Source organism: Mesorhizobium sp. B2-5-4 (assembly GCF_006441095.1).
Lineage (GTDB): Bacteria > Pseudomonadota > Alphaproteobacteria > Rhizobiales > Rhizobiaceae > Mesorhizobium > Mesorhizobium salmacidum.
Genome location: NZ_VFUR01000010.1, coordinates 68,648 through 90,602, shown reverse-complemented (window position 1 = coordinate 90,602; position 21,955 = coordinate 68,648). Strand labels below are relative to the sequence as shown.

Below are 21,955 nucleotides of genomic sequence, written 5' to 3'. Positions count from 1 at the left end.
CAAATCCAATGAACACGACGCAAGCGACCATCGCCCCGGTCATTGAGACCCCGCGAACCATCCTGCGGGCACACCGGCTCGGCGATTTCGATGCCTATGCCACGATGTGGGCCGACCCCGTCGTCACCCGTTTCATCGGCGGCAAGCCGCGCACGCGTGAGGAAAGCTGGATGCGCTTCCTGCGTCACGCCGGCCTGTGGTCGCTGCTCGGCTACGGCTTCTGGGCCATCGAGGAGAAAGCGACTGGCCGCTTCGTCGGTGAGGCCGGGTTCCACGATCTGAAGCGCGACATGGAGCCGTCGATCGAAGGTATCCCCGAGGCGGGGTGGGCGCTCGCTCCGGCCGCGCACGGCGCCGGCCTCGCCACGGAGATCGTCAGCCGCGTGCATGGCTGGGGCGACGAGACGTTCGGACGTGCCAGAACCGTCTGCATCATCGATCCCGAGAATACGGCTTCGTTGAACGTCGCCAGGAAGTGCGGCTATACCGAGCTGACGCAGACCCTCTATCACGACGCGCCTGCCATCCTGCTGGAGCGGCTGTCCTGAGCGGCGTCAGCGACTGGACATACCCGCTCTGCTAGCATCCATCATCAAGCGAGGGCCGGAGCCGGCATGATGGCGCCCGTCGCCAGCAATGACGAGGAGACCGGCCGCGCCAAGAACCGTCGGGTGGTTCTGGTCAAGTTGAACTAAGCGCTTTCGAGCGCTTCAAACTCTTTGTTGCGACGCAATACGGACAGGAAACCGCCCACACTTTTCCGCGCGAATGGCTGTGGGCCTTTAGCGGCCCGCCGGCACGGCCGCTTCCTGCAGATGAGGGCACGGATAGTTGAGGCTTATGCCTGCTCGAGCGGCACGGGCTTGGGCAGCGCCAAGGTGTTCACCAGCGTCGAGAGATCGGGCTCGTCGATGAGCATCGCGGCCTCGGCCGGCGCCAGCCAAGCCCGCTGCCGCCGTTTGGCCTCCTGCCAGTCGGCAAGCTCTTCCGTCACTTCCAGCAGAAACACGATGACGTCAACGCGGACAAAGCGGTTGGCCAAGCGTTTCCAGTAGGAATAGGTGCCCACCGGCTGCTTCAGCGTTTTGCCAAGCACCCCGGCTTCCTCCAATGCCTCGATGGTGGCTGCCTTGTGCCCGCTCTTGCCTTTCATCGGCCACCCCTTGGGCACGATGAAGCGTCTCGTCGTTCTCGATGTGACCAGCATCACCTCGATACCGCCGCGCGGGTTCAGCCGAAAGGGAATGGCCGCCACCTGGCGGATCCTTTCGCCTTTCTTGGCCTGGCGCACGGCCTTTTTCTTGGTGGCTGCCATCTTGATAATCCAGTCGCTCCAATGCCCCTTAGCGTGATGCGACGCCTTTGCAAAATCCAAACTGCCGCAGGGGCACCTAAAGTGCCCTACCATGTAAGTCGGCTAAATAAAAGAAGATGCCCGTCGATCAGCGGCAGGTGCTGACGGCGGTGTTGCCGATTATCTGCGTCTGGCAGCTCGGCCTGACCTGCGGAACGACAGGCGGCGGCTGCTGGACGATAACGCGATCCTGGGCACGATACTGCTGTTGCTCTTGCTGAAATTGCTGCCGCTGAATCCGGCTCTGCAAGGCCTGCAGGTCATTCTGCTGGATGAGCACATTGTTTCTGGCCGCAGGATCGAGCACCTGCGCGGAAGCAGGCGATGCAAAGCCTACGGAAGCCGCCCCGGCCAGCACCGCCAGCACGAAACTCATAGGTGTACGACGCATGTACATCCGCTCATTCCTGCAAGAAAACCTCATCGCACCAGATATATAGGGTGTTTGTCCTGCGATGCCATGGCGGGAATACGACGTGGACCTCAACAACCTCGACGGCGAAGCTCCGCTGAACTTCCTGTCGATCGACAAGCTGTTCACCGAATATGCGGTGGCCAAGGGTTCGGCGACGGCTGATTCCGGCATCGAGGCGAAGACCTTGCATCCGGCAGTGGACTTCAACGTCCAGTTCAAGGTGGATAACGGCACCGATCTCGTTCTCTACGCCGACGATCCGACTTTCCTCGAACTGGCGCAGGATCCGGGTTCCGGCACTCACCGATCCGGGCGTGTTCCAGATGGCGCAGTGGCCGATTTGCGGCTGCGGAGAATCTGCCCGGCTATCCGGCATTGCACTTGACGGAAGCGATCGATTCGCCGCTCTATCGGGTCGGCGCCCGCCTCGAGCCGAAAGGCGTCAATGCGTCGGCATGTCCGTCAGGTATAATGGCGCCTTCGGGGAAACGGTCAAACAGAATGCAGTCAGCGCGTCTCTCAAGGCCAGTTTCTAGACTGGCTCGAGGCGGAGCCGGGAGAGGTCTTGATGAGGAAATACGCGTATTTCGCAGCAGTGCTGGGTGCCGCCTGTATCGCCGGCCTGCCGGCCATGGCGGCGCAAGCCAAGAGCGACAAGGTGACGGCAACACCGCCCGCCGCAGTTGACGCGCCGCAGCTGCCCGGGGGTGCATCGGCCTTGTCCGAAACTCACGGCGACTGGACGGTCAATTGCCAGATATCGGGCACGAACAAGGTCTGCAGCCTGTCGCATCAGCAGTTCAACAAGCAAAGCAACCAGCGGCTGCTGGCGATCGAGCTGTCGAGCAAGACCGGCGAGGATGCGACCGGAACCCTTGCCCTGCCGTTCGGCCTGGCGCTTGCCAAGGGTGTCGCGCTGACCATAGACGACCAGAAGCTCGATGGCAGCCTGCCGTTCAACACCTGCCAGGTGGTCGGCTGCCTTGTGCCGGTGGCGTTCGATGCCAATGTCACGCCGCTGCTGAAGAACGGCACCACACTCAAGATCGACGCGTTCGCGGCCGATACCGGGCAAGTCGTAAGCTTTTCAATTCCGCTCAATGGCTTCGGCGGGGCGCTTGCCCGCACGGCTGAGCTTTTGGCCAACTGACGGCTTAGCGCACAGCACGCGACAGGATGTTGGCGGCTTCCGTCAACACTTGTCAGACGACGATCGTTTTCAACCGCTCGGCGATGAGCGCGGCGAGCCGCGCCGCCACCTCGTCCTTGGTCATCTCAGGCCATTCCTCGATGCCGGTCCTAGACACGATCCGGACCCGGTTGCGATCGCCGCCCATCACGCCTGAAGGACCGATGCCGCTGGTCTGCGACACATCGTTGGCGACGATGAGATCGGCACCTTTCTTGCTGAGCTTGGCCTCGGCGTTGCGCAAGAGATCCTGCGTCTCGGCGGCAAAGCCGACGACCAGGCCGGGTCGCTGCTCGTGGTGACCGACACCAGCCAGGATGTCGGGGTTCTCGACCATGCGCAGCACCGGCGGGCCTTCGCCCGCGACCTTCTTGATCTTCTCACCGGCCGAATTCTCGGTGCGCCAGTCGGCAACGGCGGCGACGAATACCGCGGCGTCGGCAGGCAGAAGCTGTTCCACCGCGTCGCGCATTTCCTGCGCTCGCTCGACATGGATGGTTTTCACGCCGGCTGGGTCGGCAATGCTTACGGGACCGGAGACAAGTCGGACATCGGCGCCAAGCCTTGCCAATGCCGCGGCGATGGCATGGCCCTGCTTGCCGGACGACCGGTTGGCGATATAGCGCACGGGATCGATCGGCTCGTGCGTCGGGCCTGACGTGACGATGATCTTGCGCCCCGCCAGCGGTTTGGGCCCGGCATCGAGCAGCGCCTCGACCGCGGCGACGATCTCCAACGGTTCGGACATGCGGCCTTCGCCGGCCTCGTTGCTCTCGGCCATCTCACCCTTGGCGGGGCCGACGAAGGTGATGCCGTCCTTGCCTAAGGTGGCGCGGTTGCGGCGGGTGGCGGGATGCGACCACATCTTCGGGTTCATGGCCGGGGCCATCAGCACCGGCTTGTCGGTGGCGATGAGCACGGTCGAGGCCAGATCGTTGGCATGGCCATTGGCGAGCTTGGCCATCAGGTCGGCGGTTGCGGGCGCCACCACCAGGAGGTCCGCCTCGCGCGACAGCCTGATGTGGCCGACATCGTGTTCATCGTTGCGGTCGAACATGTCGGTGAAGACATGGTCGGCGGAGAGCGCCCCGACCGACAGCGTCGTCACGAATTCCTGCGCCGCCGACGTCATGACCACCCGCACCGCCGCACCACGCTCGCGCAGCCGGCGGATCAGATCGAGCGCCTTGTAGGCGGCGATGCCGCCGCCGATGATGAGCAGGATGCGCTTGTTGGAAAGTGTGCCTCGCGGCAAGCTCTTGACTGCCAAGGCCGACGCCACGGTCGGGGCGCCTTGCGAATTGGCCAGTTCAAGGAGGGCTTTCTCGATCTGATCGAGACGGCCAACCGGGCCGATCTGGCCGTCGACAGCGGCCCGCATCATCACCCGCGCCTGTTCTTCCATGGAGCGATCGTTTTCCGCCGCCAGCCGGCGCAGCAGTTCCTTGACCTTATCATCAAGGTTGCGGATCGTGATGCTGGCCATATGATTGCACTCTACTCATTTTGTCCGATAGCGATGATAGCAATGCAATCAAATTGCCGCAAGCCGCAGGCCTCGGAGCGACGGGGGCCTAAAGAAGCTTCCAGGCGATATAGACCAGCGTCAGCGCGATCACCCACAGCGCCACACGGCCAGAACGGCTGTAGCGTGCCTCGGCCTTGCCGATGGCGCGGGCGGTCGCCTCATCGAAGCGCAGGCCGTGCTCGGCCATCAGGTCGATCTCTCGCGACAGCCGTTCCGTACGGGCCGCGAGTTCCGGCGCCTGGCGGATTAGCGCCAGCATCGCTTTGCCGCCGTCGCGCGCGTCGGTCAGCAAGCCGCGCGGCCCGAGGTTGCCGGCTATCCAGCCGCTGACTACCGGCTCGGCGGTCCTCCACATGTTGAAAGCCGGATCGAGCGTGCGCGCCACGCCCTCGACCACCACCATCGTTTTCTGCAGCAGGATCAATTCAGGCCGTGTCGCCATGTCGAAGAGTTCGGTCACCTCGAACAGCAGCGTCAAAAGCTTGGCCATAGAAATGGTTTCGGCCGGCTGGCCGTGAATCGGCTCGCCGATCGCACGGATCGCCTGCGCGAAGGCGGAGACGTTGTGCTGGCGGGGCACATAGCCGGCCTCGAAATGCACCTCGGCGACGCGCAGATAGTCGCGTGTGATGAAACCGTAGAGGATCTCGGCGAGGAAGCGGCGCTCCTTCTTGCCGAGGCGTCCGGCAATGCCGAGATCGACGGCGACGATGGTGCCGTTTGCCTCGACGAACAAATTGCCCGGATGCATGTCGGCGTGGAAGAAGCCGTCGCGCAGTGTATGGCGCAGGAAGGACTGGATGAGATTGGCGGCGATCGCCTTCAGGTCATGGCCGGCGGCTTCGAGGCCGGCGAGGTCATTCATCTTGACGCCGTCGACCCACTCCATGGTCAGCACGTCGCGACCGGTGCGTTCCCAGTCCACCGAAGGGACGCGAAAGCCAGGGTCTTCCCTGGTGCTTTGGCCAAGTTCCGAGAGCGCGGCCGCCTCGAGGCGCAGGTCCATCTCGATCCTGGTGGTCTGCGCCAGCGTCTCGGTTACTTCGACCGGCCTCAGCCGGCGCGACGACCGTATGTATTTTTCCTGCAGGCGGGCGGCGAGGAAATAGCTTTCGAGGTCGTGGAAGAAGCGGCGGCGCACGCCCGGCCGGATCACCTTGACCGCTACCTTCCTGGCGATGCCGCCATCGACGGTTTCAGCGGCATGGACCTGAGCGATGGAGGCGGCGGCGACCGGGTCGCCGAATTGCTTGTAGAGATCGCCAAGCTTGCGCCCGAGCGAGGCTTCGATCGCCGCGACCGCCTCGGCCGTCGGGAAGGTGTGCATCTTGTCCTGCAGCATGGCGAGATCGAGCGCCATGTCGTTGCCGACGACATCGGGCCGCGTCGCCAGGAACTGGCCAAGCTTGACATAGGAAGGCCCGAGCCGGACCACTGCCTTGGCCAGCCGATCGCTACGCTCATAGGCAAGCGCGCGGCGGCGGGTGAACAGCCGCGCCAGCCGCCAGCCGAATTTCGGCAGGCCGGACAGTTCCTCGCCGGGCAAGGCAGCGACGACGCCCTCGCGCACCAGCACCCAACCGGCCCGTACGAGCCGGAACCCCGCGCTGACGGTGCTCATGGCCGCGTCCGCCCCACTGGTTCATTGAACTGGCGCAAGGCACGTCGCGTGTTGGAGATGGGCGACGACGTCAAAGCTTCCAGCCCGAATGCAGGGCCGCTATGCCGCCTGAATAGTTGCGGAAGGAGACGCGATCGAAGCCGGCGCGGGAAATCATCGCCGCGAAGTTTTGCTGATTGGGGAATTTCGCGATCGATTCGACCAGATAGGAATAGGGCTCGCCGTCGCCGGTGACCAACTTGCCGATCCTGGGAATGGCATTGAACGACCAGGCTTCGTAGACCTTGTCGAGCAACGGCATCTCGACCTCGGAAAACTCCAGGCACAGGAAGCGGCCGCCGGGCTTCAGCACGCGGAACGCCTCGTCCAGGGCCACGTCGATATGGGGGACGTTGCGAATGCCGAACGCGATGGTGTACGCGTCGAAACTGGCATCAGGGAAGGGCAGTTCCTCGGCGTTGGCCTCGACGAAATCGGTGTTGCCGGACAGGCCTTTCTTTTCGGCCCTGTCACGGCCGACAGCGAGCATCGAGCCGTTGATGTCGAGCACGGTGGCATGGGCATGGCCATGGCTGGCATCGACGATGCGGAAGGCGATGTCGCCGGTGCCGCCGGCAACATCGAGCACACGCCAGCCCGAGCGCTTGGGCGGATTGAGCCAGGCGACCATGGCATCCTTCCACAGCCGGTGCAGGCCGCCTGACATCAGGTCGTTCATCAGGTCGTAGCGATTGGCGACCTTGCGGAAAACATCGTTGACCAGGGACTGCTTCTCGCCTTCCCCTACACGCCTGAAACCATAGGAGGTTTCCATGCCGCCGGCGGCCGTGGTTCTCTCAACTGACATTTTTTTGATCCGTCATAAAACCGGCGGGACCATAGCCGATCGGTGATGCGGGCGCTATTGTTTAAGGCGCGGTGTTCAGCCGCGCTTCCAGGTGGTGGGTTTTCAAGACCTGGACTGACCGACGGGATGTTTGAATGCCTTTGAAAGCGGAACTGCACTGCCACATCGAAGGGGCAGCGGCGCCAGATCTCGTCATCCGCCAGGCGCAGAAATACGGCAAGGATACCTCGCCCTATATCCAGAACGGGTCCTTCGTCTGGCAGGATTTCACCTCCTTTCTCGCGGCTTACGATTTTTCCGCCGACCTGTTCCGGACCGAGGAGGATTACGCGCGGCTGGCCGACCATTATCTGACCAGCCTGGCCCGCGACGGGGCAATCTACTCCGAGGTGTTCACCTCGCCGGACCACGCGACGAAAGCCGGACTGTCGCCCAAGGCCTACACCGATGCGCTCGGCGAAGGCATGCTGCGCGCCAAGGCCAAGACCGGCATAGAGGGCCGCATGATCGTCACCGGCGTGCGCCATGTCGGCGTCGAATCGATCGAGCGGGCGGCACGCTTCGCGGCGCGCTGCGGCCATCCGCTGGTCGCCGGTTTCGGCGTCGCCGGCGACGAGCGCACGGGCGACATGGAAGACTATGTCAGGGCTTTCGAGATCGCGCGGGAGGCCGGGCTCGGCATCACCGTCCATGCCGGCGAACTGACGGGCTGGGAGACTGTCCAGGCGGCACTCGACCATATCCGCCCGTCGCGCATCGGACATGGCGTGCGCGCCATCGAAAATCCCGACCTTGTCCGGCGCATCGCTGACGAGGGCATCGTGCTGGAGTGCTGCCCCGGTTCCAACATCGCGCTCAAGGTCTTCGACAGTTTCGCCGACCATCCGTTTCCGGCCCTGCAGGCGGCGGGCTGCAAGGTGACGCTCAACTCTGACGACCCACCCTATTTCTGGACCTCGCTGAAGCGCGAATACGACATTGCGGCGGAGCATTTCGCGATGAATGAGAAAGCGCTCGCCGCGGTCACCAGGACGGCCATCGAGGCGGCTTTCGTCGACCGCAAGACCAAAGCGGCGCTTCTTGCCCGGCTGAACAGTGCCGCTCGCTGATTTCTTCCGACAAAGCTGTGGTCGATGCGGCCAAGCGGTTCCTTGGCCGGTCCAATACCGCTAGGGTTCGCCCAAGCAGCTTGAAGCGCGACACGTCCGAAAGGGTCCATGCGCGCGGTTTCGGGCGACACCGCATCAGGAGAACATCATGAAGGGCGTCACCGTCGTCGACCATCCGCTTGTCCAGCACAAGCTGACCATCATGCGCAAGAAGGAGACCTCGACGGCAGGCTTCCGGCGGCTGCTGCGCGAGATTTCGCTGCTGCTCGGCTATGAGGTCACCCGCAATCTCGAACTGACGACGACAACGATCGAAACGCCCATGGAGATGATGGAAGCTCCGACGCTGGAGGGCAAGAAACTGGTCTTCGCCTCGGTCCTGCGCGCCGGCAACGGCTTGCTCGAAGGCCTGCTCGACCTGGTGCCGGCGGCCCGCGTCGCCCATGTCGGCCTCTACCGCGATCACGAGACGCTGGAGGCTGTCGAGTATTTCTTCAAGGCGCCGAGCGACCTCGCCGACCGGCTGGTCATCGTCGTCGACCCGATGCTGGCGACAGCCAATTCGGCGATCGCGGCGATCGACAAGTTGAAAGAGCGCGGCGCCACCAATATCCGCTTCCTGTGCCTGCTGGCGGCGCCCGAAGGCATCGAGCGCTTTACCAAGGCGCACCCGGATGTTCCGGTCTTCACCGCGTCCATCGATCGCCAGCTCAACGAGAAGGGCTACATCATGCCTGGCCTCGGCGACGCCGGCGACCGCATGTACGGGACGAAATAGGCTTCTGATCGTCTCAGGTCTATAGAACGTCCCCGTACCGGCGAATTGAGCAGTAGTTCTCTGGCATCCAAGGTATTTTCGCGTGTTACCCATACTCGGATTCTTGCCTCGATTAAGGCGCCCCACGAAAGAGACAAGGCGGATCTTCATCAGTGGGACGGGGAGGGCTGGAACCACTTATCTTGTCGAGCTGCTAACAGAGCTTGGTCTGGATACCGGCGAATGGTCGGCGACAGATTATTCTCCGAAAGCCCGAGCAGGCCTGGAAAGAGGGATCTTTGATCCGTGTGGCCCGAGAATAATCAAGAGTCCATTTCTATGTGAGAATGTGGACGCGGTCTTGGCTGCTGGCATTAAGATAGATCACGTCGTCATTCCGGTCCGACGGTTTGAGGATGCCGCGGCCAGTCGAGCTTACGTGCAGGAAATAACAACTGGCTCGCCAGACGGCTCCCCGGTTGCGGGAGGACTGTGGGAGACGGACCATGCGGATGAACAGATTGGCGTTTTGTATCGCAAGTTCGCAAATCTGATTGAATCATTGTCAAGAAACGACATTCCAATGACGCTAATCTCCTTCCCACGTAGCGCAACGGATCCCCAATACCTATTTGGCAAACTGTCGTCTCTAATGCCAGGCGTTAGCGAATCCATGTTTCAGCAGGCGTTTTCACGAATAGCGAAGCCGTCATTGATCCATAAATTCGCATAGGCCAGGAGCAACACTACTGATACAGGCTGGCGATTCCCCTGCCCGATACGGTTCGTTTACGAAAACCTGCGGTTTCGGCCCTCGTTAAAAAAGCAAACACCATAACGTGGTAAGTGTCGACTTCACCAAGGCCGATCCATGCTGCGCAAGCTTCTCATTCTCAGCGTCTTTGCCGGTGCGTCGGCATCGATCCCGGTTGTCTACCAGTCAAATCCGCGAGTATTCGAAGACCTGCTGAAATCGGCGGTGACGGCCAAGCCTGGGGCCGAGACGCAACCCGAGGCCAGTCTGGCGTCTGTTCCCGACAAGCCGGTGGCGCCGCTGCCAACCGGCCGCAAGGTCGTGGTTGCGGCTGACGGGCGTGGACACTTCTCGTCCACCTTCAAGCTCAACGGCCGTCAGGTCGACGGCATGATCGACACCGGCGCGACGCTGGTGGCGGTCAATACGTCGACGGCGCGCAGGATCGGGCTGTCGCTCAATCCTTCCGATTTCAGTCATGAGGTCAGCACCGCCAACGGCGTTATCAAGGCCGCGGTGGTGATGATCGACCGCCTGCAGATCGGCAGCATCAGCGTCGACGGTGTGCAGGCGATCGTGCTCGACGACAAGGCACTGCGCACCAACCTGATCGGCATGAGTTTTCTCAACCGGCTCGGCAAGTATCAGGCCGAGAACGGCACATTGCTGCTGGTTCAGTAGGGTCCACTCAGTCGCGCGGCAGAATCCGCCGAATGACCGACTTGTCGGCGACCGGCTTCGAAGCACCGATCGCATAGGCTGAAAGCACGGCCGCGGCAGCCGCCTCGGCATCGGACGGCGAGCGGGCGTGGATTAGCGCCAGCGCATCTCCGGCGTTTACTTCCGCGCCTATGGGCAGCAGCCTGGTGATGCCGACCGCGGGGTCGACCTTGTCGTCGGGCCGTGTGCGCCCGCCGCCCAGCCCGACCACCGCGAGGCCGATGTCGCGGGTGGCTATGCCGGTAACGAAACCGTCCGTCGTCGCCTTGACCGCGAATTCCGTTGCCGCCCCGGGCAGGTATTTTTCCGGCTTTTCGATGAAATCCGCAGGGCCGCCAAGCACGGTCACCATGCGCGCGAAGGTGACGGCGGCGCGGCCGCTGGCGAGCGTCTCGGTGGCGCGGCGCATCCCGTCCTGGTTGGACGATACCAACCTTGCCGACTGCAGCATTTCAGCGGCAAGCGCAAGCGTCACGTTCTCCAGCCGCCGGTCGCGCAAGCGGCCGGTCAGGAAATCGACGGCGTTGCGCACCTCGACGGCATTGCCGGCGGCCGAGGCCAGCGGTTCGTTCATGCCGGTGATCAGCGCCGAGACCTTCAGCCCGGCGCCGCTGGCGACCTCGACCAGACTGTTGGCGAGCGCGGTCGCATCGCGGGATTTCTCCATGAAGGCGCCATTGCCGACCTTGATGTCTAGCACCAGCGATTGCAGGCCTGCCGCGAGCTTCTTCGACAGGATCGATGCGGTGATCAGCGGCACCGATTCCACGGTTCCGGTGACGTCGCGGATGGCGTAAAGCCGGCGATCGGCAGGTGCCAGATCGGCGGTCTGGCCGATGATGGCGCAGCCTGTTTCCAGCACCGCCTTGCGGAACAGCGCGATGTCGGGCTGGCTGATGTAGCCGGGAATGGCATCCATCTTGTCCAGCGTGCCGCCGGTATGGCCGAGACCTCGGCCCGAGATCATCGGCACATAGGCACCGCAGGCGGCAACGATCGGCGCCAGCATCAGCGAGACATTATCGCCGACACCGCCCGTCGAATGTTTGTCGGTGACGGGGCCCGGCAAATCCGACCAGTCGAGCACGTCGCCGGAATCGCGCATGGCAAGCGTCATCGCCACGGCCTCGTCGCGGCTCATACCGTTAAAGAATACCGCCATGGCGAAGGCCGCGACCTGGCCGTCGGTTACGGTGCCCGACGTCACGCCGTCGATGAAGGCGGCGATTTCGTGAGGCGCCAGCCTATGGCCGTCGCGCTTGTGACGGATGATTTCCTGCGGAAGCATCAGCTCTCCAGCAGCCCGTCACGGAACACGCGCTGCAGCACCGTTGCCAGCCGCGAACCGCCAACCGGCGCCATGTCCTTGGTTTCCTGGTGCGAAAGCTCGGCGCCGGTCATGCCGGCGGCCAGGTTGGTGATGACCGAGCAGGCGGCGACGCGCAGGCCGAGGAAGCGGGCGAGAATGACTTCCGGCACGGTCGACATGCCGACGGCGTTGGCGCCCATGATGCGCGCCATGCGGATTTCGGCTGGCGTCTCGAAGCAGGGGCCTGAGAACCACATATAGACGCCCTTGTGCAGCGCTGTGCCGGTCGCCTTCGCCGCGCGTTCGATCGCGTCGCGCATGCCGGCATCATAAGCTTCGGTGAGGCCGACGAAACGGCGGTCGCTCGGCTCGCCGATCAGCGGATTGGTGCCCGAGAAGTTGATGTGGTCGGTGAGCAGCATCACCGAGCCCGGCGGCATATCCGGATCGACCGAGCCGGCTGCGTTGGTGAGGATCAGTTTCGTGATGCCGATGCCGGCAAGCACTTCCAGCACCGGCCGCATCGCCGCCGCAACGCCATGCTCGTAATAGTGGGCGCGGCCGGACAGCATCAGCACCGGAACGCCGGCAAACAGCCCGGCCACCACTTCGCCGGCATGGCCGCTGACACCGCTCCGGGGAAAGCCGGGCAGGTCGGCATAGGAGACGCGGATGGGATTCTCGATCCGGTCGACCAGGCCGCCCAGGCCCGAACCCAGCACCAGCGCGGTCGACGGCGCCAGGCCGTCGAGCCTTTCGATAAGATGGTCCAGCGCCTTTTCCGTCATCTCGGCCTACGCGTCATTTGATCCAGCTTTTCATTTTGAGCAAGCTTGTCATTTGAGAATATCGCCGCGAAAACCATAGGGCAGCATGTCGCCCATCGTGACTGTTTCTGCGACGCCCGTAGCATCGCACAGATAGAGCTTCGTTTCCGGACGGCAGAATTCGGCCAGCCGCTGGCGGCAGCCGCCACAAGGCGAGCATTTGGCCATGCGTTCGGCGAGGACGGCGATTTCCACGATCTTGCCACCGCCGCCCATTATGTAGTGGCCAAGCGCAGTGGTCTCGGCGCACCAGCCTTCCGGATAGGAGGCGACCTCGACGTTGGCGCCGGTGAAGATGCGTCCGTCCTCGGTGCGCAAGGCGGCACCCACCGGGAATTTCGAGTAGGGCGCATAGGCCTTGGCCATGGCGGACTTGGCCGCTTCGAACAGATCATGCGACATTCAGTTGTTCTCTCCGATGATCGTGTCCAAAACCCGATGCTTCGTCCGCCGAACTGTCGACCCTTAGCGTTCCTTGACATAAGGCACGCCGCCGGCACGCGGCGGGATGGCCTTGCCAATGAAGCCGGCGAGCAGGATGACGGTCAGCACATAAGGCAGGGCCTGCATGAACTGCACCGACACCTTGCCGACAATGGGCAGCGGTGTCCCCTGCAGGCGGATCGACGCCGCGTCGAGGAAACCGAACAGCAAGCAGGCGAACATGGCGTTGACCGGCTTCCATTTGGCGAAGATCAGCGCGGCCAGCGCGATGTAGCCCTTGCCGGCGGTCATGTCCTTCACGAAGCCACCATTCTGCACCATCGACAGATAGGCGCCGGCGACGCCGGTGAGGATGCCGGTGCAGATCAGCGCGCGGTAGCGCAGCCACGCGACCGAGATGCCGGCGGTGTCGACCGCGGCCGGATTTTCGCCGACCGCGCGCAGCCGGAGACCGAAGCGCGTGCGAAACAGCACCCACCAGGTGAACGGCACCATCGCAAAGGCGAAATAGACGAGGATCGAGTGGCCGGAGATCAGTTCGGCATAGATCGGACCGATGACAGGCACGTCCCTGGCCGCGTCGGCGCCAGGCCAGATGATCGCCTCGAACCGCTCGCCCGGTTGCAGCGCCGGCGTGCGGCCACCCTGCTGGAACCAGGCCTGGCCAAGGATGATGGTCGATCCGGCGGCGACGAAGTTGATCGCCACGCCTGAAACGATCTGGTTGCCGCGATGGGTGATCGAGGCAAAGCCGTGCACCAGTGCGAAGGCGACAGAGATCAGGATCGCCATGCCGAGACCGATGAGCGCCGAATGGAACACGGAAGCCGCGGCAGCACCCGCGAAGGCGCCGACCAGCATCTTGCCTTCGAGGCCGATGTCGAAAATGCCGGCCCGCTCCGAGTAGAGGCCGGCGAGGCAGGCAAGCAGCAGCGGCACCGACAGGCGGATGGTCGAGTCCAGCACCTGGATGATTGCGTTGAAGATATCCATTTCAGGCACCCTTCCCGGTGACCGCCTGCATGCCCACCGATTTCGGGCTGAACGAAGCGAACAGAGCCTGGATATAGGGCCTGAACATGTGCTCCAGGGCGCCGGCGAAGAGGATGACCAACCCTTGAATGATGACGATCATGTCGCGGCTGATCGCCGGCATCTCGAAGGCGAGTTCGGCACCGCCCTGGTAGAGCATACCGAACAGGATCGCCGCCAGCACGATGCCGACCGGATGCAGGCGGCCCATCAGCGCCACGGCGATACCGACGAAACCGGCGCCCGAAACAAAGTCGATCGCGACATTGTGCTGGTCGCCCATCACCGGATTGAGCGCCATCATGCCGGCCAACGCGCCCGAGATCATCATCGCGGTAATGATGATGCGGGTTTCCGAAATGCCGGCATAGCGAGCCGCCTTCGGGCTGTGGCCATAGGTGCGCATCTCGTAGCCGAGCCTGGTGCGCCAGATCAGCAGCCAGACCAGGAAGGCCATCACCAGCGCCAGCAGGAAGCAGACATTGAGCGGCGCCGAGCGGATCTTGGCGCCGAACAGTTCGATGATCCAGTTTAGCTTCGGCAGTTCCGCGCCGGCGAGGAAGTTACGCGTCTGTGGCGCCTGCGAGCCCGCCGGCTTCAACGGGCCGACCAGCAGGTAGACCATGATCGATGCGGCGATGAAGTTGAACATGATCGTCGTGATGACGATGTGCGAGCCGCGCCTGGCCTGCAGGTAGGCGGGGATCAGCGCCCACAATGCGCCCACAAGCGCCGAAGCGACGATGGCCAGCGGAAATGTCAGCCACCAGGGCAGCGTGCTGTCGAAGGAAAGGCAGACGATGGCGATGCCGAGGCCGGCGATGTAGGCCTGTCCCTCGGTGCCGATGTTGAACAGGCCGCAATGCGCCGCCACCGCCACCGAAAGCCCGGTGAATATGAAAGTCGTGGCATAGAACAGGGTGAAGGCGATGCCTGTGCCCTTGCCGAAGGCGCCTTCGACCAGGATGACGGCGGCGCGGAGCGGGTTTTCGCCGACCAGCATGACGACGAAACCGGCGACGATGAAGGCGACCGACAGGTTGATCAGCGGGATCAGCCCATAATCGGCCCAGGCCGGCAATTTGGCGTAAGGGGTGCTCATTGCGCGGCCTCGGCTATCTTTCTGGATTGATACTGGGCCAAGTTCTCTCCGGTACCTACAACCTTCCAAGAGTAACGGCCGTTGTCACTGCGGCCTAAGATGACAGCCGACGCCGCACTCGGACTTCTGAAGGCAACATCTCTACTGAAAATCAATATATCGCTGCGAGTCGGATGGGGGATCAAAGATCCATCGTCAATTAGCGAGTTTCGTAGAGCATTGTAGCCACTCAAGTGCTTGGCTAGAGAATCCACCACCTTAGCTCTCGCTGACGAATCGCGAAAGACCAGATACTCGCCGCCGCTCAGAACTGCGGTTGCATCGACCCCCGTCTTCGGATCAACCAATCGAAGCTGTGTGACGTCGCTGGCTGTATTGTCTCCGTTGCTATTGGTTTCAGGGCTGTCTACAAAAAAACCTTCTACAGATGGCTTGGCTTTTATGGTTGACGGGCGCCCCTTGAGAAAGTCATACCCAAGTACTGGCAATACGATTTCTATCTGAGAGATAAAAAACTCCATATCAGCAATATCAGATTCCGGAAGATTGCCTGCTGGCGGAGTGTTACTGTTAAGTAAAGTAGCTCTTCCTGAGTCTCCAGATATAGAATTCAACCTATTTTCTAGGTATCTCGCATGCGCCTTAGTTAAATTTGCGTCTTTGCTTGTGAATATGCAAAATCTTTCAAAGAAATCCTCTTCCTTCGACGATGCATGCTGCTCGATCCGCCTTCCGACATCGTCGCTTTCCCCAATATAAACCGAGCGTTTCTCCGAAGACGTAGCCACTTCACCCAGCAAAAAGTAAATGCCTGTTTTTTGAGACTCAGGCCGCTTTCGAATGCGTCCTATTTCACTCCGCGGTGCAAGGAGCGCATGCCCGGTCCAGTTCATTATTTCAGCGGTTACTATCCCGGATGGGGTACCGTCGACCAAGAACATCCTCACCGTTCGCCCAACGGTGCTCAAAGTGCGGCCTCCTGATGTTCGACACCGGCCATCAGCAAGCCAAGCTCGCCTTCGGTCGCGTCGGGGCCGCGCTCGCCGACGATGCGGCCGGCAAACATCACCAGGATGCGGTCGGAAAGCGAACGGATCTCGTCGAGCTCGACCGAGACCACCAGCACCGCCTTGCCCTGGTCGCGCATGGCGATTAGGCGCTTGTGGATGAATTCGATGGCGCCGACATCGACGCCGCGCGTCGGCTGGCCGACGATCAGCACGCCCGGGTCCTGTTCGATTTCCCGTGCGAGCACGATCTTCTGTTGGTTGCCGCCGGAGAAATTGGCGGTCTTCAGGCGCGGATTGCCGGGACGGATGTCGTATTTCTCGATCTTGTCCCTGGCATCGGCCATGATGGCATCGATGTTGAGGAACGGTCCTTTGAGGTAGCGGGGATCGTCATGGTAGCCGAGGATGGAATTCTCGTTCTCCTCGAAGGCCAGCACCAGCCCGACATGATGGCGGTCTTCCGGCACGTGGGCGAGGCCGCGGTCGCGCAATTCGCCGGGATCGGCCTTGCCGGTGAGATCGATCGGCTTGCCCTCGAGCATCACGGAACCGGAAACGGCATGCCTGATGCCGGAAATCGCCTCGAGCAGTTCGGATTGGCCGTTGCCGGCGACGCCGGCGATGCCGACGATCTCGCCTGCGCGCAAATCGAAGGAGACGTCGTCGACCATGGTGACGCCGCGGGAATCCCTGACCGTCAGGTTCTTGACCACGAGCTTGACGGCACCGGCCTCGGCCTCGCCCTTCTCGACCCTCAGCAGCACGCGCCGCCCGACCATCAGTTCCGCCAGTTCCTCGACAGTGGTTTTCCTGGTCTCCCGGGTCGCCACCATCGTGCCCTGACGCATCACCGACACGGCGTCGGTGATGGCCATGATCTCGCGCAGCTTGTGGGTGATCAGCACCACCGTCTTTCCCTGTTCCTTCAATTGCCGGAGGATGCGGAACAGGTGGTCGGCCTCGGCCGGCGTCAAAACGCCCGTCGGTTCGTCGAGGATCAGGATTTCGGCGCCGCGATAAAGCGCCTTCAGGATTTCGACACGCTGCTGCAGGCCGACCGGCAGTTCCTCGATGATCGCATCGGGATCGACTTCCAGCCCGTATTCGCGCTCCAGCCGGTCAAGCTCGGAGCGCGCCTTGGCGATGCTGCTCTTCAGAAGCGCATCGGTTTCGGCGCCGAGGATGATGTTCTCCAGCACCGAGAAATTGTCGACCAGCATGAAATGCTGGTGCACCATGCCGATGCCGAGCGCGATCGCGTCGTTGGGTGTCTTGATCGACGCCGGCTGGCCGCCGACACGAATCTCCCCGCTATCGGCCTGGTAGAAACCATAGAGGATCGACATCAGCGTCGACTTGCCGGCGCCGTTCTCGCCGACGATGCCGTGGATGGTGCCGCGCGCGATCTCCAGATTGATGTCGCGGTTGGCGCGCACCGCGCCAAAACTCTTGTTGATGCCGATCAGTTCGATTGCGGCTTGCGCCATGCAGCCCGTCCCACTCTTATTTTTTATCGCTTGGTCAAGACGCCTAGCATGACGCTCCGCCCGTGCCAATTGTCCGGAGCAGCCTCCACTCTCGACAAATCCCCGCGCGCTTGTCAATTTCGAACGTGGCCGAAGCTCTCGCATCCGCTAATATGCGGAGGTCGATTTGACATTGCGGCGCAAGGTGTCGCGGTACAAAACTGAGGACTTTGCATGATCATGCCCGCCGACCGGCTGACGACGCTGGAAATCCGCGCCGCCGAGCAGGAGAAGACCATCGAGGAGCTGTCGGGCCAGATCGCCGAGCAGTGGAAGGTGATCGAACGCATGCAGCGCAAGCTCGATGCGCTGACCGACCGCTTCCTGGCGCTCGAAGAGCAGGCGGCACCGGACGTGCCAGTGACCAAACCGCCACACTGGTGAGCAAAAGGGGAGGGTCCTGGCCATGGCCGGTGAAAGCGACCGCATCGCGAGGGCCGGCGACTATGTGCTCGGCCTGATGAACGATGCCGAGCGCGAGCGGGCCGAGCGCGATCTCGAGATCGATCCTGCCTTCCGCGACGCGGTGGTGCAGCTCGCCGAACGCATGCATGTTTTCGATCGCACCGAAAAACCAGCAGGCGCCAATCATTGGGCGCTGGTTGCGCAACGCCTCGCCGAATTGCCGCAAATGCGCAGCGTTGGCCTGGGCGGCAACGATGCCAGGTCACCGACAGTGATCCGAAGCCTGTCCCGGCCACCACACGGCGTCGGCGTGCACGCGCCTGGCGGCCGGCGTGGGTACGTCATTGCCATCGGGCTGATAGTGGTCTTCGCCCTCGGTTACTTGGCCGGCAAGCTATAGGCCGATGCAAAACCGCCGGGCATTGCCCGGCGGTTCCAGTCATTGCCGTATGGCGCCGCCGATCAATAGGGGCAGGCGTTGTCGGCGGTGTAGTCGTGGACCTTGACCGTGCCGGCGATGATGTCGGCCTTGGCCTTTTCGACCGCCGCCTTCATCTCGGCCGTTACCAGCGCCTTGTTGTTGTCGTCCATGGCGTAGTCGACGCCACCTTCCTTGAGGCCGAGATTCTCGACGCCACCCTTGAAGGTGCCGTTCTTGCCGTCCATGAAGGCGGTGTAGACGGCAACGTCAACGCGCTTCAGCATCGAGGTCAGCACCTTGCCGGGCTGCAGGCCGTTCTGATTGGAATCGACACCAATGCCGAGCTTGCCGGCATCGGCCGCTGCCTGCAGCACGCCGACGCCGGTGCCACCGGCGGCCGCGTATACAACGTCGGCGCCCTGGTCGATCTGCGTCTTGGCGATCTCGCCGCCCTTGGCCGGATCGTTCCACGCCGCCGGCGTGTCACCAGTCATGTTCTGGATGACGTCGGTCGCGCCGGCCGACTTGGCGCCGCCGACATAGCCGCATTCGAACTTGCGGATCAGCGGGATGTCCATGCCGCCGACGAAGGCAACCTTCTTCGACTTCGACGCCATCGCCGCCATGATGCCGACGAGATAGGAACCTTCATTCTCCTTGAACACCAGCGAGCGGACATTGGGCAGGTCGACGGCATCGTCGATGATGGCGAAGTTGAGGTCCGGGTATTCGGCCGCGACCTTCTTCAGCGCATCCTCCCAGGCAAAGCCGGCCATGACGATCGGGTTGTGGCCGTCCTCGGCGAAGCGGCGCAGCGCCTGCTCGCGCTGCGAGGCGTTCGACACTTCGAACTCGACATAGGGGGTGCCGGTCTCGGTCTTGAACTTCTCGGCGCCGTGATAGGCAGCCTCGTTGAAGGATTTGTCGAATTTGCCGCCCAGATCGTAAAGGATGGCCGGCTGGACATCCGCGGCGAAAGCCGGAAGAACCATTGCGGTTGCGGCCAGGAGGCCGAGAACGATACGTTTCATGTGATCCACACCCTGTCGGTTATTTTTTCCGTTACGCACCGCCTGCCTGCCCGGTTCTCCGGCCGGCAAACGACGTCAGCCAGGAGTGTATTCCCCTCCCGCTCCCGGGCAATCTGGCACGGCCCGAAACAAAATTCACGCGGAATTTTGACCTTTTGGAAAAGCGTGCCACGGGCAAGCCACACAGCGATCTGACCTTGTGTGCAAGCCGTGAGGAGGCGGCCGGAATGGTGCAGGCGATGGGTCAGTTCGCCGCGAACTGTCCCGTGCGCCGCTGCCGCCGGTAGCCGATGGCGTAAAGCAGGAAGGCCAGCACCGCGAATACGGCAAAGCCCGGCTGGTTGAGCACCCAGGCGATGACGCCATCCCACAGCAGCGGACTGGCCTTGGTGCGGACGAAGCCTTCGAAGGCGGCCCGCGTGTCCGGCGAGACGGCCAGCCAGCTCGCGTTGAGGGGGGTCAGCACAAGGGCAGAAGCCGCCACCGTGCGCGTCGTGTCGAGCACCGCCATGATGACGGAAACCGACAGCGCGACCATGGCTGCAAGACGAAAGACGAAGCGAAACATCAAGGCTCTCCCCCGGTCCCTCCTGGACGCCAACCAGGAGACCTCCGGCATATGTCCCGAAACCAGAAATAGAATGCGTGCGGCTTGTCCGCAATCGGGATACGCGAATTTGAAGCCCCGCGCTTGCTGAACCCTATGCGGCCGGCTCGCGCCGGCGGCGGTGAACGAGCAAGACGGCAAGAATGCCCCCAGCAATGGCGCCGACCACCAGCCCGGCCAAGCCGATGAAGGCGGCAAAGTAGCCGCAGCCGCCCTCGAAGCAACTGACCTCGGCGACATCGGCGATCACAGAGCCAGCCAGGAAGCCGCCAACGGCGCCGATGACCGCGCCCAGGATGATGCCGAGCAAGGCAGCGACGATGGAAACGAAGACCGATGGCGCTTCGGCTTGCTGCCTAGCATAGACGCCTTCGACGCCGGAGCCGCGGCGCAGCAGATAGATGCAGAGCAGGCCGATGGCGATTTCGGCGCCGCCTATGAGCAAGCTCCTGGCGGAGAAGACGAAATCGGGCACGGCAAGCACATAAGCCAGCCTCGCCAGCACCCAGACGATGGTCGTCACCTGCCAGATGATGAAGCGGCGCGGGAAACGCGCCGAGCGGCCAAAGGCAAGGCCGAGAAGGTAGAGTCCCCACAGAATGGTGATGATGTCGACGGCAAGCCCGCCGAGGAGGAAATAGAAGATCCTGTCCGGCAGGCCGGAATTGCCGGTCAGCCACCAGGCCGAGGCCAGGCCGTAGACCGACCAAGCCATGACGAAGATGAGCCAGCCCACCGGCACGTAGGACAGCCCGCTGTCCGGGTGCCCTGTCGGCGCCTGTCCACTGTCCGGCGTTCCGCCCGGTTTTTCACTGCTTGAAGACATCTCCGGACGATGCCCCCCGCAAAGCCTCCGCTTCACTCGACAGGTGGGCCGCGGCGAAGTCAAGCGCGGCCGGCCCTACGGCCATGGCTGTGCACATCATTCGGGCGGTGGCGGCTTGAAAAACGGGTGCGACGCAGCTTGGCGAAGCTGTGTGTGGCCGGCAAAGCGAATAGACCGCCGTTATGGCTTGGCATTCGGCGCGGGATCGACTAGATGAGCCCCGCGCCTGTTGCTTTGACGGCTCAGGTGCGAAGGGAAGGTGTTCGCTGGTTGGCGGCACCCACGGCGCTGATATCGCGTACCGGCCTCCCTGAAGGGACTGCATTGTCCCCAACCCGCGCGGCGAAACCGGCCAACGCGAAAAATGCAAGGACGGAGAGGTGGCCGAGTGGTTGAAGGCGCACGCCTGGAAAGTGTGTTTACGGGAGACCGTAACGCGGGTTCGAATCCCGCTCTCTCCGCCATAACAACCTGACTTTCCTGAGTAATTTGAAAATTTTTCAAACCTTGCCCGCCAAGAAGCCCTGTCATTGGAAATGCCATTGGATGCGACTGCGTGCAACAGCATCCTACAGCGCGTCACTGCGTTAGGCCGCAATTCCCGCCTGGCGTTGGCTTGGGATGGTCCTTTGCCGCTTTCACAATACGCCGCCTGATAGTCGGTGCCACCTCCAAACCGTGGCTCGCTGGTAGTCGTCGAAGGCGACCCTCTATCGCCGGTGGCCCGCCGCCTACCCCGAAACCTTTATAAGATTCCTATTTCTTTGCCCTCCGTCCCGTCTCGAACCTTTATGGCGATCGGGTCCATATAACACGCCGACAGAAGCTTTGAATGCCATCGCCATCGAGGCGACGAACAAGCGCGAGCGGTTTTTGGCCTCTTCGATTGTGGCCGAAAGACAGTGAAAGCAAGGAAGGCAATCATGGACGTCATTGTTCTCGGGATCGGGGTTTTGTTCTTCGCCCTGTCCATCGTCTACGTCAAAGCTTGCGACAGAATTTAGGCTGAAGGATCAAACCATGCTTGTCGATTACATCCTCGGTGGTGGCGTGACCTTATTCCTGCTCGCCTACCTCACCTACGCGCTCATTCGTCCAGAACGCTTCTGAAGGCACGGAAA

Annotated in this window: 24 protein-coding genes and 1 tRNA gene; 10 read left to right on the top strand and 15 right to left on the bottom strand. The window is 62.5% G+C overall.

The annotated features are described in order from the left end of the window. Window positions 1-8 precede the first annotated feature (8 nt). Window positions 9-548, top strand: a complete 540-nt coding sequence (locus FJ492_RS14900) for a GNAT family N-acetyltransferase (RefSeq protein ID WP_140745239.1) — start codon at window positions 9-11, stop codon at window positions 546-548. 290 nt (window positions 549-838) lie between these two features. Here the strand turns inward: FJ492_RS14900 and FJ492_RS14895 are convergent, their stop codons facing one another. Then, window positions 839-1,315, bottom strand: a complete 477-nt coding sequence (locus FJ492_RS14895) for an NUDIX hydrolase (RefSeq protein WP_140745241.1) — start codon at window positions 1,313-1,315, stop codon at window positions 839-841. A gap of 127 nt (window positions 1,316-1,442) precedes the next feature. Continuing rightward, window positions 1,443-1,745 carry a hypothetical protein gene (locus FJ492_RS14890; RefSeq protein ID WP_246676034.1) on the bottom strand — a complete coding sequence of 101 codons (303 nt, stop codon included), beginning with the start codon at window positions 1,743-1,745 and terminating at the stop codon, window positions 1,443-1,445. A gap of 85 nt (window positions 1,746-1,830) precedes the next feature. On the opposite strand from FJ492_RS14890, the gene FJ492_RS14885 reads away from it, so the two are divergent. After that, window positions 1,831-2,154, top strand: coding sequence for a hypothetical protein (locus FJ492_RS14885; protein ID WP_246676031.1), 324 nt, complete (start codon window positions 1,831-1,833; stop codon window positions 2,152-2,154). A gap of 183 nt (window positions 2,155-2,337) precedes the next feature. Then, window positions 2,338-2,919: an invasion associated locus B family protein gene (locus FJ492_RS14880; RefSeq protein ID WP_140712010.1), complete on the top strand. Its 582-nt coding sequence runs from the start codon at window positions 2,338-2,340 to the stop codon at window positions 2,917-2,919. Between the two features lie 52 nt (window positions 2,920-2,971). On the opposite strand, the gene coaBC is transcribed toward FJ492_RS14880, so the two are convergent. The 3 genes from coaBC to ubiE form a co-directional block, all read right to left on the bottom strand. Further along, window positions 2,972-4,444, bottom strand: a complete 1,473-nt coding sequence (gene coaBC / locus FJ492_RS14875) for a bifunctional phosphopantothenoylcysteine decarboxylase/phosphopantothenate--cysteine ligase CoaBC (protein ID WP_210241539.1) — start codon at window positions 4,442-4,444, stop codon at window positions 2,972-2,974. A gap of 88 nt (window positions 4,445-4,532) precedes the next feature. Continuing rightward, complete coding sequence (gene ubiB, locus FJ492_RS14870) at window positions 4,533-6,107, bottom strand: 2-polyprenylphenol 6-hydroxylase (RefSeq protein WP_140770626.1); 1,575 nt, start codon at window positions 6,105-6,107, stop codon at window positions 4,533-4,535. 70 nt (window positions 6,108-6,177) lie between these two features. Further along, entirely contained in the window at window positions 6,178-6,954 is a 777-nt protein-coding gene (ubiE, locus tag FJ492_RS14865; protein ID WP_140770624.1) for a bifunctional demethylmenaquinone methyltransferase/2-methoxy-6-polyprenyl-1,4-benzoquinol methylase UbiE, read from the bottom strand. Window positions 6,955-7,088: 134 nt separating this feature from the next. Between ubiE and FJ492_RS14860 the strand changes: the two genes are divergently transcribed. The 3 genes from FJ492_RS14860 to FJ492_RS14850 all read left to right on the top strand — a co-directional run bounded on the left by FJ492_RS14860 (window position 7,089) and on the right by FJ492_RS14850 (window position 10,255). Further along, window positions 7,089-8,063 (top strand): adenosine deaminase, encoded by a 975-nt coding sequence (locus FJ492_RS14860; protein WP_140502939.1) that lies wholly within the window; start codon window positions 7,089-7,091, stop codon window positions 8,061-8,063. Window positions 8,064-8,211: 148 nt separating this feature from the next. Then, window positions 8,212-8,841: a uracil phosphoribosyltransferase gene (upp, locus tag FJ492_RS14855; protein WP_140770622.1), complete on the top strand. Its 630-nt coding sequence runs from the start codon at window positions 8,212-8,214 to the stop codon at window positions 8,839-8,841. A gap of 850 nt (window positions 8,842-9,691) precedes the next feature. Then, on the top strand, window positions 9,692-10,255 hold the full coding sequence (locus FJ492_RS14850; protein ID WP_140502937.1) for a TIGR02281 family clan AA aspartic protease: 564 nt from the start codon (window positions 9,692-9,694) through the stop codon (window positions 10,253-10,255). A gap of 7 nt (window positions 10,256-10,262) precedes the next feature. On the opposite strand, the gene deoA is transcribed toward FJ492_RS14850, so the two are convergent. From deoA to FJ492_RS14815, 7 genes are all read right to left on the bottom strand, one after another. Further along, the gene (deoA, locus tag FJ492_RS14845) at window positions 10,263-11,582 is read right to left on the bottom strand and encodes a thymidine phosphorylase (protein WP_140502935.1); all 1,320 of its coding nucleotides are present in this window, start codon (window positions 11,580-11,582) and stop codon (window positions 10,263-10,265) included. Continuing rightward, window positions 11,582-12,391 carry a purine-nucleoside phosphorylase gene (locus tag FJ492_RS14840; protein ID WP_027143006.1) on the bottom strand — a complete coding sequence of 270 codons (810 nt, stop codon included), beginning with the start codon at window positions 12,389-12,391 and terminating at the stop codon, window positions 11,582-11,584. Before FJ492_RS14840 ends, deoA begins: the two co-directional genes overlap by 1 nt. Window positions 12,392-12,439: 48 nt before the next feature. Then, a complete protein-coding gene (gene cdd / locus FJ492_RS14835; RefSeq protein WP_140502931.1) occupies window positions 12,440-12,832 on the bottom strand; it encodes a cytidine deaminase in 393 nt (130 codons plus the stop codon). A 63-nt stretch (window positions 12,833-12,895) separates the two neighbouring features. Continuing rightward, on the bottom strand, window positions 12,896-13,867 hold the full coding sequence (locus FJ492_RS14830) for an ABC transporter permease (protein ID WP_140502929.1): 972 nt from the start codon (window positions 13,865-13,867) through the stop codon (window positions 12,896-12,898). Window position 13,868: 1 nt separating this feature from the next. Then, entirely contained in the window at window positions 13,869-15,008 is a 1,140-nt protein-coding gene (locus FJ492_RS14825; protein ID WP_140502927.1) for an ABC transporter permease, read from the bottom strand. Continuing rightward, complete coding sequence (locus FJ492_RS14820) at window positions 15,005-15,949, bottom strand: GIY-YIG nuclease family protein (RefSeq protein WP_140770772.1); 945 nt, start codon at window positions 15,947-15,949, stop codon at window positions 15,005-15,007. The genes FJ492_RS14825 and FJ492_RS14820 overlap by 4 nt, the downstream gene beginning before the upstream one ends. Before the next feature lie 23 nt (window positions 15,950-15,972). Next, complete coding sequence (locus FJ492_RS14815; RefSeq protein WP_140770620.1) at window positions 15,973-17,505, bottom strand: ABC transporter ATP-binding protein; 1,533 nt, start codon at window positions 17,503-17,505, stop codon at window positions 15,973-15,975. 216 nt (window positions 17,506-17,721) lie between these two features. On the opposite strand from FJ492_RS14815, the gene FJ492_RS14810 reads away from it, so the two are divergent. Together FJ492_RS14810 and FJ492_RS14805 are read left to right on the top strand one after the other, a co-directional pair. Continuing rightward, complete coding sequence (locus tag FJ492_RS14810; RefSeq protein ID WP_123151274.1) at window positions 17,722-17,928, top strand: SlyX family protein; 207 nt, start codon at window positions 17,722-17,724, stop codon at window positions 17,926-17,928. Window positions 17,929-17,950: 22 nt separating this feature from the next. Beyond that, window positions 17,951-18,349 carry a hypothetical protein gene (locus FJ492_RS14805; RefSeq protein ID WP_140745255.1) on the top strand — a complete coding sequence of 133 codons (399 nt, stop codon included), beginning with the start codon at window positions 17,951-17,953 and terminating at the stop codon, window positions 18,347-18,349. Between the two features lie 62 nt (window positions 18,350-18,411). On the opposite strand, the gene FJ492_RS14800 is transcribed toward FJ492_RS14805, so the two are convergent. The 3 genes from FJ492_RS14800 to FJ492_RS14790 form a co-directional block, all read right to left on the bottom strand. Next, window positions 18,412-19,401: a BMP family ABC transporter substrate-binding protein gene (locus FJ492_RS14800; RefSeq protein ID WP_140502920.1), complete on the bottom strand. Its 990-nt coding sequence runs from the start codon at window positions 19,399-19,401 to the stop codon at window positions 18,412-18,414. A gap of 244 nt (window positions 19,402-19,645) precedes the next feature. Further along, window positions 19,646-19,969, bottom strand: a complete 324-nt coding sequence (locus tag FJ492_RS14795; RefSeq protein ID WP_140502918.1) for a hypothetical protein — start codon at window positions 19,967-19,969, stop codon at window positions 19,646-19,648. 133 nt (window positions 19,970-20,102) lie between these two features. Next, entirely contained in the window at window positions 20,103-20,834 is a 732-nt protein-coding gene (locus FJ492_RS14790; protein WP_246676030.1) for a DUF2569 domain-containing protein, read from the bottom strand. Between the two features lie 374 nt (window positions 20,835-21,208). Between FJ492_RS14790 and FJ492_RS14785 the strand changes: the two genes are divergently transcribed. After that, window positions 21,209-21,298: transfer RNA gene (locus FJ492_RS14785), tRNA-Ser, on the top strand. Window positions 21,299-21,854: 556 nt separating this feature from the next. After that, entirely contained in the window at window positions 21,855-21,944 is a 90-nt protein-coding gene (gene kdpF, locus FJ492_RS14780; protein WP_015315765.1) for a K(+)-transporting ATPase subunit F, read from the top strand. Window positions 21,945-21,955 lie beyond the last annotated feature (11 nt).

What these genes read in the sequence shown, in the direction of transcription:
- FJ492_RS14820 (WP_140770772.1), bottom strand. Translation starts at nt 15,949, where the DNA reads ATGTTCTTGGTCGACGGTACCCCATCCGGGATAGTAACCGCTGAAATA.
- FJ492_RS14880 (WP_140712010.1), top strand. Translation starts at nt 2,338, where the DNA reads ATGAGGAAATACGCGTATTTCGCAGCAGTGCTGGGTGCCGCCTGTATC.
- FJ492_RS14840 (WP_027143006.1), bottom strand. Translation starts at nt 12,391, where the DNA reads ATGACGGAAAAGGCGCTGGACCATCTTATCGAAAGGCTCGACGGCCTG.
- deoA (WP_140502935.1), bottom strand. Translation starts at nt 11,582, where the DNA reads ATGCTTCCGCAGGAAATCATCCGTCACAAGCGCGACGGCCATAGGCTG.
- FJ492_RS14815 (WP_140770620.1), bottom strand. Translation starts at nt 17,505, where the DNA reads ATGGCGCAAGCCGCAATCGAACTGATCGGCATCAACAAGAGTTTTGGC.
- FJ492_RS14860 (WP_140502939.1), top strand. Translation starts at nt 7,089, where the DNA reads ATGCCTTTGAAAGCGGAACTGCACTGCCACATCGAAGGGGCAGCGGCG.
- FJ492_RS14890 (WP_246676034.1), bottom strand. Translation starts at nt 1,745, where the DNA reads ATGCGTCGTACACCTATGAGTTTCGTGCTGGCGGTGCTGGCCGGGGCG.
- FJ492_RS14790 (WP_246676030.1), bottom strand. Translation starts at nt 20,834, where the DNA reads ATGTCTTCAAGCAGTGAAAAACCGGGCGGAACGCCGGACAGTGGACAG.
- FJ492_RS14850 (WP_140502937.1), top strand. Translation starts at nt 9,692, where the DNA reads ATGCTGCGCAAGCTTCTCATTCTCAGCGTCTTTGCCGGTGCGTCGGCA.
- FJ492_RS14900 (WP_140745239.1), top strand. Translation starts at nt 9, where the DNA reads ATGAACACGACGCAAGCGACCATCGCCCCGGTCATTGAGACCCCGCGA.
- FJ492_RS14830 (WP_140502929.1), bottom strand. Translation starts at nt 13,867, where the DNA reads ATGGATATCTTCAACGCAATCATCCAGGTGCTGGACTCGACCATCCGC.
- FJ492_RS14895 (WP_140745241.1), bottom strand. Translation starts at nt 1,315, where the DNA reads ATGGCAGCCACCAAGAAAAAGGCCGTGCGCCAGGCCAAGAAAGGCGAA.
- FJ492_RS14795 (WP_140502918.1), bottom strand. Translation starts at nt 19,969, where the DNA reads ATGTTTCGCTTCGTCTTTCGTCTTGCAGCCATGGTCGCGCTGTCGGTT.
- coaBC (WP_210241539.1), bottom strand. Translation starts at nt 4,444, where the DNA reads ATGGCCAGCATCACGATCCGCAACCTTGATGATAAGGTCAAGGAACTG.
- FJ492_RS14825 (WP_140502927.1), bottom strand. Translation starts at nt 15,008, where the DNA reads ATGAGCACCCCTTACGCCAAATTGCCGGCCTGGGCCGATTATGGGCTG.
- upp (WP_140770622.1), top strand. Translation starts at nt 8,212, where the DNA reads ATGAAGGGCGTCACCGTCGTCGACCATCCGCTTGTCCAGCACAAGCTG.
- FJ492_RS14800 (WP_140502920.1), bottom strand. Translation starts at nt 19,401, where the DNA reads ATGAAACGTATCGTTCTCGGCCTCCTGGCCGCAACCGCAATGGTTCTT.
- cdd (WP_140502931.1), bottom strand. Translation starts at nt 12,832, where the DNA reads ATGTCGCATGATCTGTTCGAAGCGGCCAAGTCCGCCATGGCCAAGGCC.
- kdpF (WP_015315765.1), top strand. Translation starts at nt 21,855, where the DNA reads ATGCTTGTCGATTACATCCTCGGTGGTGGCGTGACCTTATTCCTGCTC.
- ubiE (WP_140770624.1), bottom strand. Translation starts at nt 6,954, where the DNA reads ATGTCAGTTGAGAGAACCACGGCCGCCGGCGGCATGGAAACCTCCTAT.
- ubiB (WP_140770626.1), bottom strand. Translation starts at nt 6,107, where the DNA reads ATGAGCACCGTCAGCGCGGGGTTCCGGCTCGTACGGGCCGGTTGGGTG.
- FJ492_RS14805 (WP_140745255.1), top strand. Translation starts at nt 17,951, where the DNA reads ATGGCCGGTGAAAGCGACCGCATCGCGAGGGCCGGCGACTATGTGCTC.